Raw genomic sequence first — 15232 nt, 5'->3', positions numbered from 1 at the left:
GGTCACGAGAACAGTCGCCCGAACAAGCCCTTCTTCGGCTTGGCGGCCAATTGCCGGGCCAGCGCGTAGCTCTCGCGCACGTCCGCACGCTCGTGCAGCGCCAGCGAGCGCTCGAAGGCGGCGACCGACGCGGGATAGGCACCGAGGTTCATGTGGCAATTGGCTTCCATCATGTACAGCTGCGCCGCCGAGCCGGGGTCCGCCTGCGCCACGGCGTCGTCGAGCAGGGCGCGCGCCGCGTCGCAGGCCGGCAATGCGCTGCGGTAGTCCTTGAGCACGTAATGGCAGTTGGCCTGGTAGTAGTGCGTGTAGAAGTCGTCCGTGCCGTCGCGCTGCACGGCGAGGAAGTCCTGCAGTGCGGCCTTGGCGTCGGGCAGATAGTACAGCAGCAGGTAGCCGCGCCCGTGCCGCGCGCGCTTGAGCGCCTGTAGGTCCTGCTGCTGCGAGGCCTGGGTGATCAGCGTGCCGTACGCGTCGACCGCGGCCGGGTAGTCGCGCGCCTCGCCCAGTGCGCTGGCGTGCACGAACAGCGTGTCCAGGTCGTGCGGATTCGCGTCCACTGCCGCCCGCGACAGGGCGGTATCCACGTGCTCCGGCTGCAGCCGGCCCAGCGCCCGCGCCGCGGTGAGACGGTGGTGCGCCTGCACCAGCGCATACATCCGCAGCAGTTCCGGATCGTCCTGGGCGTCGTCGGACAACGCCTCGAATTCTTCCTGCGCCGCATCTGCGATTTCCAGCACGTCGGCATGGCGGCCGACGCGATTGAGATGGCTGCATGCCGCCTGCGCGCAATCCAGGAACAGCGGCGTGTCCAGTTCGTAGTCCATCATCAGGGTCAGCGCCAGATCCGCAGACTCGGCGTGCATGCCCTGGTGGCGATAGGCCTCGCGCAGGTTCTGGTGCAGGAACTGGAACTGGCTGTGGCGCAGCCCTTCTTCGAGGATGGCCTGCGCCTGTGCGTACAGGCCCCGGTCCAGGTACAGCAGGCCGAGGTTGTTGCAGCACATCGCGAAGGTATGCGTGTCGGTATTGCAGGGGGCGGCGTCGCCCAACTCCAGGGCCTGCCGGAACAGCGTGGTGCCGTGCTCGTAGAGGGCGAACTGCACCGCGTCGACGTAGCCGGCATCGGCGGGCTCCATCCCGGCGTGTTTCCATTTGCCGATGGAGACGCCGGCACCGTAGTAGTGGCAGGCGTTGCCGTCGCGGAAGTCCAGCTGCAGCAGCTGCGGCGACTGCCCGGCAGGCAGCGATTCCATCTCGAACAGGCGGACCTGCAGGTCCACCTGCGGCTGCAGCGCATGGGCGTTGCGGTACGCGCCGATCGCCGCGGCGGGTTCGTCCAGCCAGTAGTGCGCGCTGCCGAGCAGGCGGTGTGCCTCGGTGTCGTGAGGGGCCAGGCCGATCGCGCGTCCGGCCCACTCGGCGACGGTGCGCAGCGCCTGCCGGCGGTCGCCGGTGAAGTGCGCGCTGCGGTCGAGGTAGATCAGGCACTTCAGCCGCCATGGCGCCGGGTCGCCCGGCGCGGCCTGGATCCGGGCCGCGCAGCGCTGCATCAGCATATCGAGGTCGGCCTCCTGCAGATGGTTGAGCACGGTCGTGCCGGACCACAGCCTGTACAGGCCGTCGACGTCGTCCTGGTGAAGGGCGGCCATGCCGCGTTGGATCAGGGTCTGCATGCAGCGGATGCTCCGGAAAGACGGTGCGGGACCCGGCAGCAGCGCGCGGCAGCGTCTCCCGCAGGGCGACGTTGCGGTAGATAGACGAGCCAGCTGCGGTTTTCCCTACCGCGACCGCGACCGCGGTGCGCCCGGCGCCGGTGACGCTGCGTCGCCGCTACGGCGCCGCCCCGAAGCGCCGGCTGTACTGCACGAACAGCTGGCGGCCGACGGTATCGAACCAGGACAGGTCGTAGAACGGATACACGACGGCGCTGCGATCGCGCGGCGGCATCGCATCGAACAGGAGAGGCGGTATCAGCGCTGTGTATTGGCCTCCCGGCAGCACCGGCAGGCGCCGATTTGCGATGATGCCGGTCTCGTCCTTCGATCCTGATGTCATGAATCCATCGCGACCTGTTTTGCGTTTCGCCAGCGTGTTCGGTGCGGCCCTGGTTGCCATGATCGGCCTGTGCGCTGTCGCCGATGCCGCGCCGCCTGCCGGTGCCGTCACGCGCTGCGGCTGGTTCGACAATCCCTCGCCAGGCAACGCCACGCTCGTGGACAAGGACGGCGAGTGGACGGTCGGCCAGCAGGGCGGGCACCAGGCAGAGGGCACATGGCCGGCGTTCTCCCAGGCGCGTTGGGTGGCGACCGGGACGGGCAGCGCCGGCTACGGCTGCGCCTGCCTGAAGGTGCGTGCGCGTGACGACACCCGCGAGGTGACCACGATCGTGTCGGCGACGGCCCAGCCCTTGAAGACCTGCCGGCAGGACAAGGCGCTGCGGGGCAGGGAGCCGGAGAATCCGCTGAAGTAGCGCCTTGGTTTCGTGACGCGTTACCGGCGCGATGCCATCGGGACGCGTTGCCGCCGAGAAGGCGTATCGCGAGGCAGGCTGACCGCCGGTTCCAATGCCACGGGGAGCGTCTTGCTGTTTGCGTCGGAGAAACGCCGCTCCAGTTTCCGGCAGTGGGGTTCCGATTCAGCGAGGCGGCAGTGCCCAGCCGAATGCCGCCATGGCCACCATTCGGCGCGTTCGGGCTTGGACGGCCGAGCTTACGTGTGGCATCGGCCGGCGGCCGCCCGACCCGGCGCGCACAGGCCGCTGCCGATCCGACCCCGCCGCAGAACCGCGAGCCGGAAGGGCCGAATCGCGACCTGGCACCGTGCCGGCCGGCGTCGGACATTTTTTTGCAACGAAGGGCTAGCGCACCTCCGGGGAGGCGTGTAGAATGCGCGGCTCCCAAGCGGGAATAGCTCAGTTGGTAGAGCGCAACCTTGCCAAGGTTGAGGTCGCGAGTTCGAGTCTCGTTTCCCGCTCCAAATTGCGTCACGTGCCTCTTGCGAGGCGAGTGAAACCCTGAAAAGGAGCCTCGGCTCCTTTTTTCGTTTCCGCGATTCGGTTTTTTATCAGTTGCCGGCAGAACGCCGGACCAAGCCTCGCAGCAAACCCCGCGCGACGAGGTGCCTGGCATCCTGGACATGCCCGACGTTCGGTCACGCAAGCGAGCCGGCGAGGAGCGCTTGCCTGGTCGCATCGTCGGCGGGGTAGAAGCATTCCAGCGTCAGCTCGGCCAGAGTCACGTCGGTTGCGGTACCGAAGACGGTGGTGGTGGACAGAAACGACAGGATGTTTCCGCTTCCTCCGCTGCGGATCGAAAGCGGCACCGCGATCCGTGCGGTAGGCCCGGGTGGGCGATCGCCGGCCGGGCAGGGGAAGCCGTTGAGTTCGGCATGCAGCGTTTCGAGCGCTGGATCGGCCGACTGGTCGATCTCGAGGCGAAGCCGGGCCAGCAGATGGTGCCGCCATTCGGCCAGGTTGACGATGCGTGGCGCCAGGCCGTTGGGGTGGAGGGTGGCGCGCAGCACGTTGACGGGCGTGGCCAGCAACGTCGGATCGATGCCGACCAGCAGCGCGGTCGCCGCCTCGTTGGCGCGCACCAGGTTCCAGTGACGGTCGACCGCAAGGGCGGGAAACGGGGCGTGCGCGCGTAGAACCGTGTCGATGGCCGCCAGCGCGGCCGCCATGTCGGGTGTGTCGAGGGCGCGCTCGCCATGCACTGGCGCGTATCCCGCCGCGTGCAGCAGCCGGTTCTGTTCCCTGAGCGGCATCGCCAGCGGTTCGGCCAGGCGCAGCAGCAGGTCGCGGCTGGGGGCCGCTCGCCCGCTCTCGACAAAGCTCAGATGCCGCGTGGACACGTCTGCCGCGCAGGCCAGATCGAGTTGGCTCAGCCGGCGCCTGGCCCGCCAGTCGCGCAGCACGTCGCCAACAGTGATCGCGCGTGTGGTCATGTCCTCATCCTACCGGCCTGCGGCGGTGGTGCCATTACCTGCGAGGGAATCGCATCGGCCGATCGGCCTCGGCATGCTCGACCCATCAACGACGAGGAGATGGCGATGAATACCCCGGACCTGCTGGCATGTGCCTATCTTGCGCTATGGAACGATGCCGATGCGGCCTCGCGCGACCGTCGCTTGGCGGACGGCTGGACCCCCGATGCCCGCTACGCCGATCCGATGATGACGGGCGCAGGCCACGACGGCATCGCCGCGATGATCGCGGCCGCCCGCGCACAGGTTCCCGGCCACCGATTCACGCTGCGCGGCGCGCCCGATGCGCACGGTCCCTTCGTGCGTTTCTCCTGGACGCTGTCGCCCGAACATGGCGCACCGATCGCCGGCGGGACCGATATCGCCCGACTCGCCGCGGATGGGCGCATCGCCGACGTCATCGGCTTTCTCGACAAGGACATCGCATGACGCCGGCATTCATTCCGCGTGGCGACGGCCATGCGCTGTTCGTGCGCGACTGGGGCGAGGGGACGCCTGTGGTCCTGCTGGCGGGCTGGGCGATGGACGGCCGGATCTGGGGCGACACCATGCTCCATCTCAACGCTGGGGGCCTGCGCACCATCGCGTACGATCGCAATGGCCACGGGCGCTCGACCGACCGTGCCGGCTACGGCTACGACGCGCTTGCCGACGACCTGGCCGCCGTCCTCGAGGCACTCGACCTGGAGGGCGTCACGCTGGTGGCGCATTCGGGCGCTGGCGGCGAGGCGATTCGCTATCTCGCGCGCCACGGTCATACGCGGATCGCGCGATTGATCCTGGTCGGTGCGACCGGTCCGCGGGTCGTCGGTGATGCCGGGATCACGCCGGCGATGGTGGACGACCTGTGCACGCAGCTGGCGTGCGATCTGTCGGGCTGGATCGACGCCAACATCGATCCCTTCGCGCCGGGGGCGTCGAGCCGCGTCAACGCATGGATGGCCACCATGGTGCTCGACTGCTCGCGCCGCGCGGTGGTCGCGTTCCAGCGCACCATCGCGCTGAGCGACCTGTCGGCGGAAGCCGCCGCGCTCGATCTGCCGGTCACGATCATTCACGGCGATCGCGACGCGTCCGCGCCACTCGAGGTGAGTGGGCGCGTCTATGCTGCGACCATTCCCGGCGCCGAACTGCTCGTCTACGAAGGCGCGGCGCATGGCGTGATGGTGACGCATGCAGCGCGGCTTGCTGGCGACATCGTCAGCCGAGCGGCGTCATGAGCTTGCTGGCCGCTGCCCAGGCCGGCGTCGCAGGCCGGCTGCCGGGTACATCTGTCGCGCGCTCGCTGGGAATGCTCGCCGATCCGGTCGCCCGGGATTGGGTCCGTCCTGTCGCCGAGGCGAGACTCACGGTAGCGCGCGCATGAACGCGAAGACACTCCCGGAAACGTACGTCATCACCTTCCACGTCAAAGCGGATCAGGTGGATCGCTTCCGCGCGCTGCTCGACCCGGTGCTCGACGCGATGCGTCACGAGCGGACCTTCGTGCGTGCGGCGCTGCACGTCGATCCCGAACGGCCGACCGTGTTCCAGCTTCACGAAACCTGGACCGATCGCGACGATGTCCTCAACGTTCAACTGCATCGTCGCTATCGTCACGAATGGAATGCCGCGCTGGACGACATCCTGGTTGCGCCGAGGCACATCGCGATCTGGACCGTCGTGCGAACCGATTGAGGTCGGACAGCGAGAGCGCCAGCCTCCATCGTGGGCGCGGCCGTTGGCCTGCTAACGCACCGCCGACCGCACGACAGCAGGCGCAGGGCAGGTAGCATGCGCCTCTGTCATGAGCTTGACCAACGCTGCCCGCGCAACGGTGCGCGCGGCCTCGTGATCGAGCCGGGAAAGTCGGGTGATTCGTAGGCCCGTCGCCTGCGCAAGGCGCAAGCCGACGTAGTAGCCAAAGCGATCCGGCAGCCCCTCCGGCGGATGACCCCCCATTTGCAAGGCGCTGGCGGTCGTCGCGCCGTCACGATCCTCGAAATGGGCTGCGACGAAGCACAGCGCATCCGACCAGCGCCGATCGGTCGGTGCGCGAATGGGAGCGGGGATGTCGAGCAGCAGTTGATGATCCGTCGCCTGCGGCACCATCGTGGCGGTCGCCTGGACCGCCAATCCTTCCTGCCACAGCGTGCACCACAGCGGGTCGCAGTCGGCGAAATGGCGGGCATGTTCCAGATGGAAGATCTCGTGGATCAGGAACGGTTCGAGCGAGTCGTCGTTGTGGTACTTCGCGATCATGTCGGCACCGAAGAGCATGACGTGCCGGTTGCCCGGTTGCAGGTAATCCGAACCGCCATCGCGCTGCCCGAGCGAGTGATAGAGATAGATCGGCAGCGGGGACGCGAAGCCGGGGAAAATGGCCTGGAATCGCGCGATTGCACCGGGCAGCGCGATCGGGAAATCGGCGACCACACGGTCGTAGTCGTCATGGTCGACGGGAAACCGATGCAATACGGTGCCGATCCGCTTGTCCGTGCTGGCGCCTTCTGGATAGAGGCCAGGCAGTAGTGCATCGATCCGGGAACGGATCGCCGCAATCCGGGCAGCGTCCGGCTGGCCCGCCGTCTCGATCGCGGCCTTTTCGAACGGCGTGGCGAGATCGATAAAGCGCGCCGCCGGCGCCGCACTCGCTGAAGGACCGATGGTTGCAAGGCCAATCGCCAGGCACGCGGCGGTGCGCAGCGTTCGGCCATTCCTGACGTGTCTCATGGTTGCTCCTGTCCAACTTCGGTAGCACTGCATACCGATCCAAGGGAACAGCGCTACTCCAGTCGTGTTCGCAAAAACGCGATGGATTTCGCACCCTCGGCGCCACGCGTTGCTTCACCTTCTGCGCCTCCGCGTGGAGGGCGCGACTGCTACAGAGCGTAAGCGGGCAGGCGTCCGCTGTGGTGAAAGACGTTCGGCGGCCGCCTGTGCCGCTTCACGCCGCCAGCCACCACCACGCCAGCAACGCCGCCAGCAGCGTGGCGGCGCCGCCCAGGAGCCGCGGCCGGCGCCACCAGTGCCGCGGCTGGCGATCGATGGCATTGGCACCGGCCAGACGCAACAGGCCGCGGGCGAAACCGTGGCGATCCATGCTGCGGTCGCAGGCCTCGACGCACGCGCCGCAGGCGGTGCAGGCGTAATGCGCACCATTGCGCGGATCGATGCCGGCCGGGCAGGCCTGTACGCAGGCGTCGCAGGCCACGCAGTCGCCGAGTTGTTCTGCGCTGAACTTGGGCAGGGTGCCGGCATACGCGGCCAGGGCCTCGCCGCGGCTGCCGCCCTGGCCGGCGAGCTGGGCGATGCTGGCGCGCACGGCGTAGTCGCGGGCGGTGACGGGGTCGAGCAGGCGCCGCCCGCGCTGGGCGATGCTGCCAGTGCCGCAGGCGCGCTCGCCGCGCGGTTCGCCGCGCATCGCGTCGTAGCCGACCAACGGCGTGTCCCGGTCGCACAGCAGCGGCTGCAGGCGCGCGTACGGGCACAGGTAGCGGCAGACCTGGCTGCGCAGGAAGCCGGCGTTGCCCCAGGTGGCCAATGCATAGAACAGCACCCAGAACGTCTCCCCGCCGCTCCAGGCGAACGGATGCAGGCGCGCGACCAGGTCGGCGATCGGCACGAAGTAGCCGACGAAGCTGACCCCGGTCCACAGCGCCACGGTCGCCCACAGCAGGTGCCGCGCCGCGGCCGGCCAGTCGGCGAAGCGCCGTTCGATCCAGCCGAAGGCGTGGCTCCACACCGTCTGCGGACAGGCGAAGCCGCACCACAGGCGCCCGGCCAGGGTGGTGAGCACCGCCAGCGACGCCGCGGCGGCGCCCAGCGCCAGCAGCAGCCAGCCGACGTCGTGCGGCCACAGCGTCCAGCCGAACACGTCGAAGCGCCGCGCCGGCAGGTCTAGCAGCAGCGCCTGCCGGCCCTGCCAGCGCAGCCACGGCAACAGGTAGAAGGCGGCGAACAGCAGCCACAGCACGACGCGTCGGAATTGCGTGTACCGATGCGGCGGCGCCGGTCCTGCCGCGGCTGCGGGCGAGGCGACGACATGCACGTGGATCGGGCGAGGCATCGGCAGCCGGCTCAGGACAGCGGCGCGGCGTCGCCGTGCGGCGCCGGACGCAACAGGAAGCCGGTCAGCAGGCTCGAGGCCAGCGTCGCCAGCCAGAACATGAAGAAGCCCACCGTATAGCCCAGCTCGCGGCTCAGCTGGCGGCCGGGGAAGGTGATGTCGCGCAGCGCCAGCGGATCGACCAGGGCGAAGAACAGCACGCTCATGGCGCCGGCCACCAGGAAGCTCGGCCACAGGATCACCCCCAGCCGCTGCACCAGCGGGCGCGGCGTGCCGGGATCGAGCGGGTCGAGCAGCGGATCGTCGGGAGAGGCCATGACGGTGGATTCCATCGCGAAAAGGAGGATGCGGCATGCGCCAAGGGGGCGGCGCCACACACGTCGCCGCGCCTGCCAGCCGCCTGGCCGCCGATCCCCCGTCGACACCGGCGTCGGCGCATGCCGCAGCGGCAGACTAGGCAGTGCCGGCCGCGCCGACATTGATCCTGATCAAGGCCGCCGCGGTGGCGGCGTGGAGACTGTCCGCGTCGAGCGACGAGGAGCGGACCATGCAGGACCAGATCGAGGGCATGCCCTTGCCGGGGCCGGAACTGTGCAGCGAGGCCGAGGTACAGGCACTGGTGGAGACGTTCTACCGCCGCGTGCGCGCCGACGCAGATCTGTCGGCGGTGTTCGCCGCGCACATCGAGGACTGGGACGCGCACCAGCAGCAGCTGTGCGATTTCTGGTCGGCGATGCTGCGCGGCACCCGCCGCTTCCGCGGTGCGCCGATGCCCCGGCACATGGCCATGCGCGAACTCAGCGAGCTGTTGTTCCAGCGCTGGCTGGGCCTGTTCCGCGCCACCACCGCCGAGCTGACCAACACGCCGATGCGGCTGCTGGCCGACGACATCGCCCAGCGCATCGCCGAGACCTTCTGGCGCCGCCACCAGATGAGCTGGCGCCCGTTCGAGCCGGCATCGCCGCTGCCGCCGGCCGCGTGCGCGGATTGATCCAGGTCAAGGCGGCCGTGGCGGGCGCCGCGCATGCTCGGTCCATGGACATCCTGACCGCGCACGATCCCTCCGCCGCCTGGACCTTCGACGCCGACCTGCTGCGCCGCTACGACCGTCCCGGCCCGCGCTACACCTCGTACCCGACCGCGCCGCATTTCCAGACCGGCTTCGGCCCGGCGCAGTTGTTCGCCGCGGTCCAGGCCAGCGATCCGCGGCGGCCGCTGTCGCTGTACGTGCACGTACCGTTCTGCCGCAATCCCTGCTTCTACTGCGGCTGCCATCGCGTGATCACCCGCGACCCGCAGCGCGGCCGCACCTACGTGCAGCGGCTGCTGCGCGAGGCGGCGATGATGGCCGCGTGTTTCGAGGGCGAGCGCGAGGTGGTGCAACTGCACCTGGGCGGCGGCACCCCCAACTTCCTGGCTCCCGAGTTGCTGGGCGAACTGGTGCAGGGCCTGCGCGGGCTGTTCCGCTTCAGCCAGGCGCCGGACCGCGAGATGTCCATCGAACTGGATCCGCGCACGGTGACGCCGCAGGACATCGCCGCGCTGGCCGAACTGGGCTTCAACCGCGCCAGCCTGGGCATCCAGGATTTCGACCCGCTGGTGCAGCAGGCGATCAACCGCCGCCAGGGCGTGCACGAGACCCTGGACATCCTGCGCGCCTGTCGCGTGCACGGCATGCGCTCGGTCAACGTCGACCTGATCTACGGCCTGCCGCGGCAGACCCTGGCCGGGTTCGAACAGACCCTGGAGACGGTGATCGCGGCGCGCCCGGACCGCCTGGCGGTCTATGGCTACGCGCACATGCCGCAGCTGTTCAGGGCGCAGCGGCGTATCGCCGACGCCGAGCTGCCCGACGCCGAACAGAAGCTGGCGCTGCTCGGCCTGGCGGTCAGCAGGCTCTCGGCCGCCGGCTACCAGTACATCGGCATGGACCACTTCGCGCTGCCGCAGGAAGACCTGGCGCGCGCGCAGCGGCAGGGCAGCCTGCACCGCAACTTCATGGGCTACACCACCCACGCCGACACCGACCTGCTGGGCCTGGGCGTCAGCGCGATCAGCCGCATCGGTGCCAGCTACAGCCAGAACCAGCGCGACCTGCCGGCCTGGGAAGCGGCGGTGGACGCCGGCGACAGCCCGGTGTTGCGCGGCCTGCAGCTCAGCGCCGACGACGCCCTGCGCGCCGAGCTGATCCAGCAGCTGATGTGCCAGGGAAGCGTGGACGTGGCAGCGGTGGCGCGGCGCCACGGCATCGACTTCGCCAGCTACTTCCGCGAGGAACTGCGCGCACTGGCGCCGCTGTGCACAGACGGCCTGGCCGACTACCGCGACGGCGTGGTCCAGGCCACCGCGCGCGGTCGCCCGCTGCTGCGCCTGATCGCCATGTGCTTCGACCGCTACCTGCGCCAGCCCGACCAGCCGGCGCGCTACTCGCGCGCGATCTGAGCGCCGCGCGGATTCCCTTGCCGTTGGCATCCCCGGTGCCGCCGTGGCGGCGGTATCGGGGACTTTTCGGTGGCGGGGCGCGCGATATCCAAGGCCATCCCGCGGGAGGGCCTGGCGATCTTGTGTCTGGCACTCTAACCACCCGGCGCCCGTGCGGACGCCGGGATTCGATTTCAATCCAAAGACCAGCGGATGCCCAGTTCGTCGGGGTCGATATCCTTCTCTCTGAGCGCGCCGATGATGATGGACTCCAGGCTGTCGCGATCCGGTGCTCCATCCACTTCGTCCCGGATTTCCTCGCCCAGCTGTTGCTTTTCGTCGCGGGAAAGCGGGCCACTCCACGTGTCCCTGATGTACTGGGCGAACGTACGCGCGCGCTTTTCTCTTTCGTAGGTCTCGTTCACTCGCTTCTCCCTAAGCAGCCGGCGCGGCTGGTGTGGCAGTGTTTCTAGCACGGTGCCGTCCGGGGCGATGCAGTGCCTGTCGCTTGCGTTCGGACAGTTTGCGGGTCATCCCAGAAAGGATGCGCTTTCCCGGCGCTTTCCGCCGACTGGCTGTGGGGCAAACGCTGCGCTCGGCCAGCGAACAGCCCGGGCGTCAGACACCACCCTGCATGCGGCGCATCTGTGGTGATTGGGATGATTGGCGTGCCGAGGCGGTAGAGCTGGGGGGCCGTGCCTGATGTGGCCTATTGGTTCCGCCTGCCAACATGTGGTGCCCGGAGCCGGAATCGAACCGGCATGGGGTCGCCCCCGGCGGATTTTAAGTCCGATGCGTCTACCAGTTTCGCCATCCGGGCCTGGTAGGGGTAGGTTGCCCGATCGCGCACGAATTGGGAACTGTGCGACCGATCCAGGCTCCTTGCGAAGAGGTGCGATGGCGCCCGGCTTACCACGCCCAATGTGAACGCTCCGCTTTCTTTCACCTCGCCGAAAGGAGTGCGAAAGACAGCGTGCCTAGGCTCTGCCCCCATCAGCCGGAGAGCCACCTTGCGCGCCCAATGGAACATCCTTTGCGATTTTGACGGTACCGTGTCCCTGCAGGACGTGACCGACAGCCTGCTCGAGCATCTCGGGCGCCCTGGTTGGCAGGAGCTGGAGGACGACTGGGTCGCCGGTCGGATCGGGGCCCGCGAGTGCATGAGCAAGCAGGTCGCGCTGCTCGATGGCGACGTCGATGCGCTGCACCGGGTGCTGGATGCGGTGCGGATCGATCCGGCCTTCGTGCGCTTCGTGGCGCTGGCCGAGCGCCTGGGCATCCCGCTGAGCATCGTCAGCGACGGCCTGGACTACGGCATCGCCCGCATTCTCGCCCGCCACGGCCTGCACCATCTGCCGATCATCGCCAACCGCCTGCTGCGTACCGACGCGGGCGAATGGCGCATGGCCTCGCCGCATGCGCGGCCGGACTGCCCCAGCGGCACCTGCAAGTGCGCGGTGATGGCGCAACAGCCGCCCGAGCGCGCGACCTTGCTGATCGGCGACGGCCGCTCCGATTTCTGCCTGGCCGGCAAGGCCGACCTGGTGTTCGCCAAGGACGGTCTGCTGCGCCACTGCCGCGCCAACGGGATCGCCCATTGCGCGATCACCGGTTTCGACGACGCCATCGCCCTGCTGCCCGACCTGGCGGTGCCGGCGACCACCACCGTGTCCTTCCCGCTTCCCGTCACCCAACGAGCCTGATCCCGATGAACCGGAATGTTTCGCTTTCCTCGCTCGCACCGCTGCATGGCGATGCCGCGCCCGATCCGGAGGCGCTGCTGCGCACCGGTGCCGACCACCAGCGCGCGCTGACCGATGCGCAGATGCTGGCCGACGAGTCCCAGTACTGCTCCTACGGCGACACCGTGCACTACAGCGAGCCGCCGCGCATCTTCGGCCGCTGCGACGGCAGCTACCTGTACGACACCGAAGAAGTGCCGTACCTGGACCTGCAGATGTGGTACTCGGCGGTCAACTTCGGTTACGCCAATCCGCGCCTGAACCAGGCGCTGACCCGCCAGATCGAGACGCTGCCGCAGGTCGCCAGCCAGTACCTGCACCCGACCAAGATCGAGCTGGCCAAGACCATCGCGGTCGACGCCGAGCGCAAGTGGGGCCGCAAGGGCCGCGTGCATTTCAACGTCGGCGGCGCGCAGTCGGTGGAAGACTCGCTGAAGCTGGTGCGCAACGCCAGCGCCGGCAAGAGCCTGGTGTTCGCCTTCGAAGGCGGCTACCACGGCCGTACCCTCGGCGCCTCGGCGATCACCTCGTCGTACCGCTACCGCCGCCGCTTCGGTCATTTCGACCGCGCCCAGTTCATCGAATTCCCGTACCACTTCCGCGGCCCCAAGGGCATGTCCAAGGAAGAGTACGGCGAGCAGTGCGTGGCCAAGTTCGAGCGCCTGTTCGAGACCGAGTACAACGGCGTGTGGGATCCCAAGGCCGGGCAGTGCGAGTACGCGGCGTTCTACGTCGAGCCGATCCAGGGCACCGGCGGCTACGTGATCCCGCCGCCGAACTTCTTCACCGGCCTGAAGCGGGTGCTGGACAAGTACGGCATCCTGATGGTGGTGGACGAAATCCAGATGGGCTTCTTCCGCACCGGCAAGCTGTGGGCGATCGAGCATTTCGGCGTGACGCCGGACGTGCTGGTGTTCGGCAAGGCGCTGACCAACGGCCTGAACCCGCTGGCCGGCATCTGGGCGCGCGAGGAACTGATCAACCCGACCGTGTTCCCGCCGGGTTCGACCCACTCCACCTTCGCCTCCAACCCGCTGGGCACCGCGGTCGGCCTGGAGACCATGCGCATGCTGGCCGAGACCGACTACGAGTCGATGGTGATGGCCAAGGGCGCGCACTTCCTGGACGGCCTGCGCGACCTGCAGAAGCGTCACCCGGAAATCGGCGACGTCGACGGCCTGGGCCTGGCCCTGCGTGCGGAAATCTGCCAGGCGGACGGCTTCACGCCGAACCGCAAGCTGCTCGACACCATGGTCGACATGGGCCTGGAAGGCGAGCTGCGCCACAACGGCAAGCGCATCGGCCTGATCCTGGACGTGGGCGGCTACTACAAGAACGTGATCACGCTGGCCCCGTCGCTGCACATCAGCCACGAAGAGATCGACCTGGGCCTGTCCTTGCTGGACCAGTTGCTGACCCGCGCCAAGCAGGTCGCATGAGCCGGGCGGGAGACGACGCGCGCGGTTCGCGTTGCCTCCCGCCGTTGTTTGCGGCGGCGGGCGTTTCAGCCCGCCGCGCGCAGCGCGATCACCGCATTGAGTCCGCCGAAGGCGAAGGAATTGCTCAGCACCGCCTGCACGGCGCGGGCGCGTGCCTGGTTGGGCACGTAGTCCAGATCGCATTCGGGATCGGCATCGAGGAAGTTGGCGGTGGGCGGCACCACCTGCTCGCGCAGCGCGCCGATCGCCGCCACCAGTTCCAGCGCGCCGGCCGCACCGAGCGCATGGCCGTGCACTGCCTTGGTCGAGCTGACCGCCAGCGCCTCGGCGTGGGCACCGAACACCTGACGCAGCGCCTTGGTCTCGCAACGGTCGTTGGCCTGCGTGCCGGTGCCGTGGGCGTTGATGTAGTCGATCTGGTCCGGGGCCAGGCCGGCATCCTGCAGCGCCAGGCGCATCGCCGTGGCGGCGCCGTCGACGCTGGGCGCGACGATGTCGCCGGCATCGGAACTCATGCCGAATCCCGCCAGCTCCGCCAGCGGCCGCGCGCCGCGGGCGGCCGCGTGCTCGGCGCTTTCCAGCACGAACATCCCGGCGCCTTCGCCCAGCACCAGGCCGCTGCGCTGCGCGCAGAACGGCCGGCAGGTGTCGTCGCTGACCACCCGCATCGCTTCCCAGGCGCGGATCAGCGCCAGGCTCAGGCAGGCTTCGCTGCCGCCGGCGATGGCCACGTCGGCCAGGCCATGGCGGACCATCAGCGCGGCCTGGGCGAAGGCGTGATTGGCCGAGGCACAGGCGCTGGACACGGCGAAGGCCGGGCCGCGCAGGCCGAAGGCGATGCTGATCTGGCTGGCCGGCGCGTTGGCCATGCTGCGCACGATGGTCAGCGGATGCAGCCGTTCGGCCTGGTCGCGGTACAGCCGGCGCGATTGCTCGTCGCGGCTGAGTTCGGCGCCGACGCCGGTGCCGACCACCACCGCGCAGCGCGCGCCGAGCGCGGCCTCCACGCGCAGACCGGACTGGGCGACCGCCTCGTTGGCGGCGACCAGGGCCATCTGGGTCATGCGATCGAGTTGGCCGGGAGCGATGCCGCCGGTCTGCGTGGCATCCGGAGCGAACCCTTGCAGGGTCGCGGCCACGCGCATCTTCAACGTGCTGAGCGGATCGGGCGAGGGCAGGGCGGCGATGCCGCTGCGGCCCTCGCGCATCGCGCTCCACAGCGCCTCGGCGCCCAGGCCGAGCGCGCTGACCGCGCCCATGCCGGTGACCACGACGCGCCGTGCGTGCGGGGAGGCGCCCATGGCGCGTCAGTGCGCCGGTTGCGCCGCGCCGGCCGCCGCCTTGGCCGCCAGCGCGTCCTCGACCGCCTGCACCAGCTTGCCGAGCGAGCCGTCGTCCAGGTTCGGGTCGCGCTGCGGGAAGGTGATGTCGAAGTGCTCTTCGATGTCGAACAGGATTTCGATGGCCTCGAGCGAATCCACGCCCAGGTCCTGCAGCTTGGCATCCGGGGTCAGGCGCGCCGGGTCGATCTCGCCGTGCTTGGCGACGATGCTGTGGATTTGCGACTCGATGGACGGGGTCATGGCAGTGCTCCG

At 69.1% G+C, this 15232-nt stretch carries 17 protein-coding genes and 2 tRNA genes; 9 read left to right on the top strand and 10 right to left on the bottom strand.

Annotated features, from left to right (window positions below; translation table 11 throughout):
• Positions 1–2: 2 nt before the first annotated feature.
• Together AC1PMG_RS12830 and AC1PMG_RS12825 are read right to left on the bottom strand one after the other, a co-directional pair.
• On the bottom strand, positions 3–1676 hold the full coding sequence (locus tag AC1PMG_RS12830; RefSeq protein ID WP_481109134.1) for a tetratricopeptide repeat protein: 1674 nt from the start codon (positions 1674–1676) through the stop codon (positions 3–5).
• Positions 1677–1833: 157 nt separating this feature from the next.
• Positions 1834–2058: a hypothetical protein gene (locus tag AC1PMG_RS12825; RefSeq protein WP_481109133.1), complete on the bottom strand. Its 225-nt coding sequence runs from the start codon at positions 2056–2058 to the stop codon at positions 1834–1836.
• Between AC1PMG_RS12825 and AC1PMG_RS12820 the strand changes: the two genes are divergently transcribed.
• Both AC1PMG_RS12820 and AC1PMG_RS12815 read left to right on the top strand, forming a co-directional pair.
• Entirely contained in the window at positions 2057–2473 is a 417-nt protein-coding gene (locus tag AC1PMG_RS12820) for a DUF4087 domain-containing protein (protein WP_481109132.1), read from the top strand. The genes AC1PMG_RS12825 and AC1PMG_RS12820 overlap by 2 nt on opposite strands.
• Positions 2474–2903: 430 nt before the next feature.
• A tRNA-Gly gene (locus tag AC1PMG_RS12815) sits at positions 2904–2979 on the top strand.
• A 174-nt stretch (positions 2980–3153) separates the two neighbouring features.
• Here AC1PMG_RS12815 and AC1PMG_RS12810 read toward each other — a convergent pair.
• Positions 3154–3948 (bottom strand): helix-turn-helix domain-containing protein, encoded by a 795-nt coding sequence (locus AC1PMG_RS12810; RefSeq protein ID WP_481109131.1) that lies wholly within the window; start codon positions 3946–3948, stop codon positions 3154–3156.
• Positions 3949–4053: 105 nt separating this feature from the next.
• Between AC1PMG_RS12810 and AC1PMG_RS12805 the strand changes: the two genes are divergently transcribed.
• The 3 genes from AC1PMG_RS12805 to AC1PMG_RS12795 all read left to right on the top strand — a co-directional run bounded on the left by AC1PMG_RS12805 (position 4054) and on the right by AC1PMG_RS12795 (position 5664).
• Complete coding sequence (locus AC1PMG_RS12805) at positions 4054–4416, top strand: nuclear transport factor 2 family protein (protein WP_481109130.1); 363 nt, start codon at positions 4054–4056, stop codon at positions 4414–4416.
• Positions 4413–5207, top strand: coding sequence for an alpha/beta fold hydrolase (locus AC1PMG_RS12800; RefSeq protein WP_481109129.1), 795 nt, complete (start codon positions 4413–4415; stop codon positions 5205–5207). Before AC1PMG_RS12805 ends, AC1PMG_RS12800 begins: the two co-directional genes overlap by 4 nt.
• Positions 5208–5349: 142 nt before the next feature.
• Entirely contained in the window at positions 5350–5664 is a 315-nt protein-coding gene (locus AC1PMG_RS12795) for a putative quinol monooxygenase (protein WP_481109128.1), read from the top strand.
• Positions 5665–5715: 51 nt separating this feature from the next.
• On the opposite strand, the gene AC1PMG_RS12790 is transcribed toward AC1PMG_RS12795, so the two are convergent.
• From AC1PMG_RS12790 to AC1PMG_RS12780, 3 genes are all read right to left on the bottom strand, one after another.
• Positions 5716–6699, bottom strand: coding sequence for a DUF2268 domain-containing putative Zn-dependent protease (locus tag AC1PMG_RS12790; protein ID WP_481109127.1), 984 nt, complete (start codon positions 6697–6699; stop codon positions 5716–5718).
• Between the two features lie 214 nt (positions 6700–6913).
• Positions 6914–8035, bottom strand: a complete 1122-nt coding sequence (locus tag AC1PMG_RS12785) for a 4Fe-4S dicluster domain-containing protein (RefSeq protein ID WP_481109126.1) — start codon at positions 8033–8035, stop codon at positions 6914–6916.
• Between the two features lie 11 nt (positions 8036–8046).
• Positions 8047–8352 (bottom strand): hypothetical protein, encoded by a 306-nt coding sequence (locus AC1PMG_RS12780; protein ID WP_051067605.1) that lies wholly within the window; start codon positions 8350–8352, stop codon positions 8047–8049.
• Positions 8353–8495: 143 nt separating this feature from the next.
• Here AC1PMG_RS12780 and AC1PMG_RS12775 point away from each other — a divergent pair, with 143 nt between their 5' ends.
• Positions 8496–9026: a group III truncated hemoglobin gene (locus AC1PMG_RS12775; RefSeq protein WP_481109125.1), complete on the top strand. Its 531-nt coding sequence runs from the start codon at positions 8496–8498 to the stop codon at positions 9024–9026.
• A gap of 44 nt (positions 9027–9070) precedes the next feature.
• On the top strand, positions 9071–10477 hold the full coding sequence (gene hemN, locus AC1PMG_RS12770; protein ID WP_481109124.1) for an oxygen-independent coproporphyrinogen III oxidase: 1407 nt from the start codon (positions 9071–9073) through the stop codon (positions 10475–10477).
• Between the two features lie 173 nt (positions 10478–10650).
• Here hemN and AC1PMG_RS12765 read toward each other — a convergent pair whose 3' ends face one another.
• Both AC1PMG_RS12765 and AC1PMG_RS12760 read right to left on the bottom strand, forming a co-directional pair.
• Positions 10651–10881: a hypothetical protein gene (locus tag AC1PMG_RS12765; RefSeq protein ID WP_481109123.1), complete on the bottom strand. Its 231-nt coding sequence runs from the start codon at positions 10879–10881 to the stop codon at positions 10651–10653.
• Positions 10882–11189: 308 nt separating this feature from the next.
• Positions 11190–11276 (bottom strand) — tRNA-Leu (locus AC1PMG_RS12760).
• A gap of 190 nt (positions 11277–11466) precedes the next feature.
• Here AC1PMG_RS12760 and AC1PMG_RS12755 point away from each other — a divergent pair.
• Entirely contained in the window at positions 11467–12159 is a 693-nt protein-coding gene (locus tag AC1PMG_RS12755; RefSeq protein ID WP_026143941.1) for an MtnX-like HAD-IB family phosphatase, read from the top strand.
• A gap of 122 nt (positions 12160–12281) precedes the next feature.
• A complete protein-coding gene (locus tag AC1PMG_RS12750; protein WP_198526533.1) occupies positions 12282–13637 on the top strand; it encodes an aspartate aminotransferase family protein in 1356 nt (451 codons plus the stop codon).
• Between the two features lie 65 nt (positions 13638–13702).
• Here the strand turns inward: AC1PMG_RS12750 and AC1PMG_RS12745 are convergent, their stop codons facing one another.
• Positions 13703–14938 carry a beta-ketoacyl-[acyl-carrier-protein] synthase family protein gene (locus AC1PMG_RS12745; protein ID WP_481109122.1) on the bottom strand — a complete coding sequence of 412 codons (1236 nt, stop codon included), beginning with the start codon at positions 14936–14938 and terminating at the stop codon, positions 13703–13705.
• 6 nt (positions 14939–14944) lie between these two features.
• Complete coding sequence (locus AC1PMG_RS12740; protein WP_010342598.1) at positions 14945–15220, bottom strand: acyl carrier protein; 276 nt, start codon at positions 15218–15220, stop codon at positions 14945–14947.
• Positions 15221–15232 lie beyond the last annotated feature (12 nt).

Source organism: Xanthomonas sp. NCPPB 2250, assembly GCF_056725265.1.
The sequence above is the reverse complement of the archived record's forward strand: the minus strand, read 5'-3'. Positions and strand labels throughout refer to the sequence as shown.

Excerpts from the sequence above, each read along its gene's own strand:
- AC1PMG_RS12830 (WP_481109134.1), bottom strand. The coding sequence starts at position 1,676 with ATGCAGACCCTGATCCAACGCGGCATGGCCGCCCTTCACCAGGACGAC.
- AC1PMG_RS12820 (WP_481109132.1), top strand. The coding sequence starts at position 2,057 with ATGAATCCATCGCGACCTGTTTTGCGTTTCGCCAGCGTGTTCGGTGCG.
- AC1PMG_RS12825 (WP_481109133.1), bottom strand. The coding sequence starts at position 2,058 with ATGACATCAGGATCGAAGGACGAGACCGGCATCATCGCAAATCGGCGC.
- AC1PMG_RS12810 (WP_481109131.1), bottom strand. The coding sequence starts at position 3,948 with ATGACCACACGCGCGATCACTGTTGGCGACGTGCTGCGCGACTGGCGG.
- AC1PMG_RS12805 (WP_481109130.1), top strand. The coding sequence starts at position 4,054 with ATGAATACCCCGGACCTGCTGGCATGTGCCTATCTTGCGCTATGGAAC.
- AC1PMG_RS12800 (WP_481109129.1), top strand. The coding sequence starts at position 4,413 with ATGACGCCGGCATTCATTCCGCGTGGCGACGGCCATGCGCTGTTCGTG.
- AC1PMG_RS12795 (WP_481109128.1), top strand. The coding sequence starts at position 5,350 with ATGAACGCGAAGACACTCCCGGAAACGTACGTCATCACCTTCCACGTC.
- AC1PMG_RS12790 (WP_481109127.1), bottom strand. The coding sequence starts at position 6,699 with ATGAGACACGTCAGGAATGGCCGAACGCTGCGCACCGCCGCGTGCCTG.
- AC1PMG_RS12785 (WP_481109126.1), bottom strand. The coding sequence starts at position 8,035 with ATGCCTCGCCCGATCCACGTGCATGTCGTCGCCTCGCCCGCAGCCGCG.
- AC1PMG_RS12780 (WP_051067605.1), bottom strand. The coding sequence starts at position 8,352 with ATGGCCTCTCCCGACGATCCGCTGCTCGACCCGCTCGATCCCGGCACG.
- hemN (WP_481109124.1), top strand. The coding sequence starts at position 9,071 with ATGGACATCCTGACCGCGCACGATCCCTCCGCCGCCTGGACCTTCGAC.
- AC1PMG_RS12750 (WP_198526533.1), top strand. The coding sequence starts at position 12,282 with ATGCTGGCCGACGAGTCCCAGTACTGCTCCTACGGCGACACCGTGCAC.
- AC1PMG_RS12745 (WP_481109122.1), bottom strand. The coding sequence starts at position 14,938 with ATGGGCGCCTCCCCGCACGCACGGCGCGTCGTGGTCACCGGCATGGGC.
- AC1PMG_RS12740 (WP_010342598.1), bottom strand. The coding sequence starts at position 15,220 with ATGACCCCGTCCATCGAGTCGCAAATCCACAGCATCGTCGCCAAGCAC.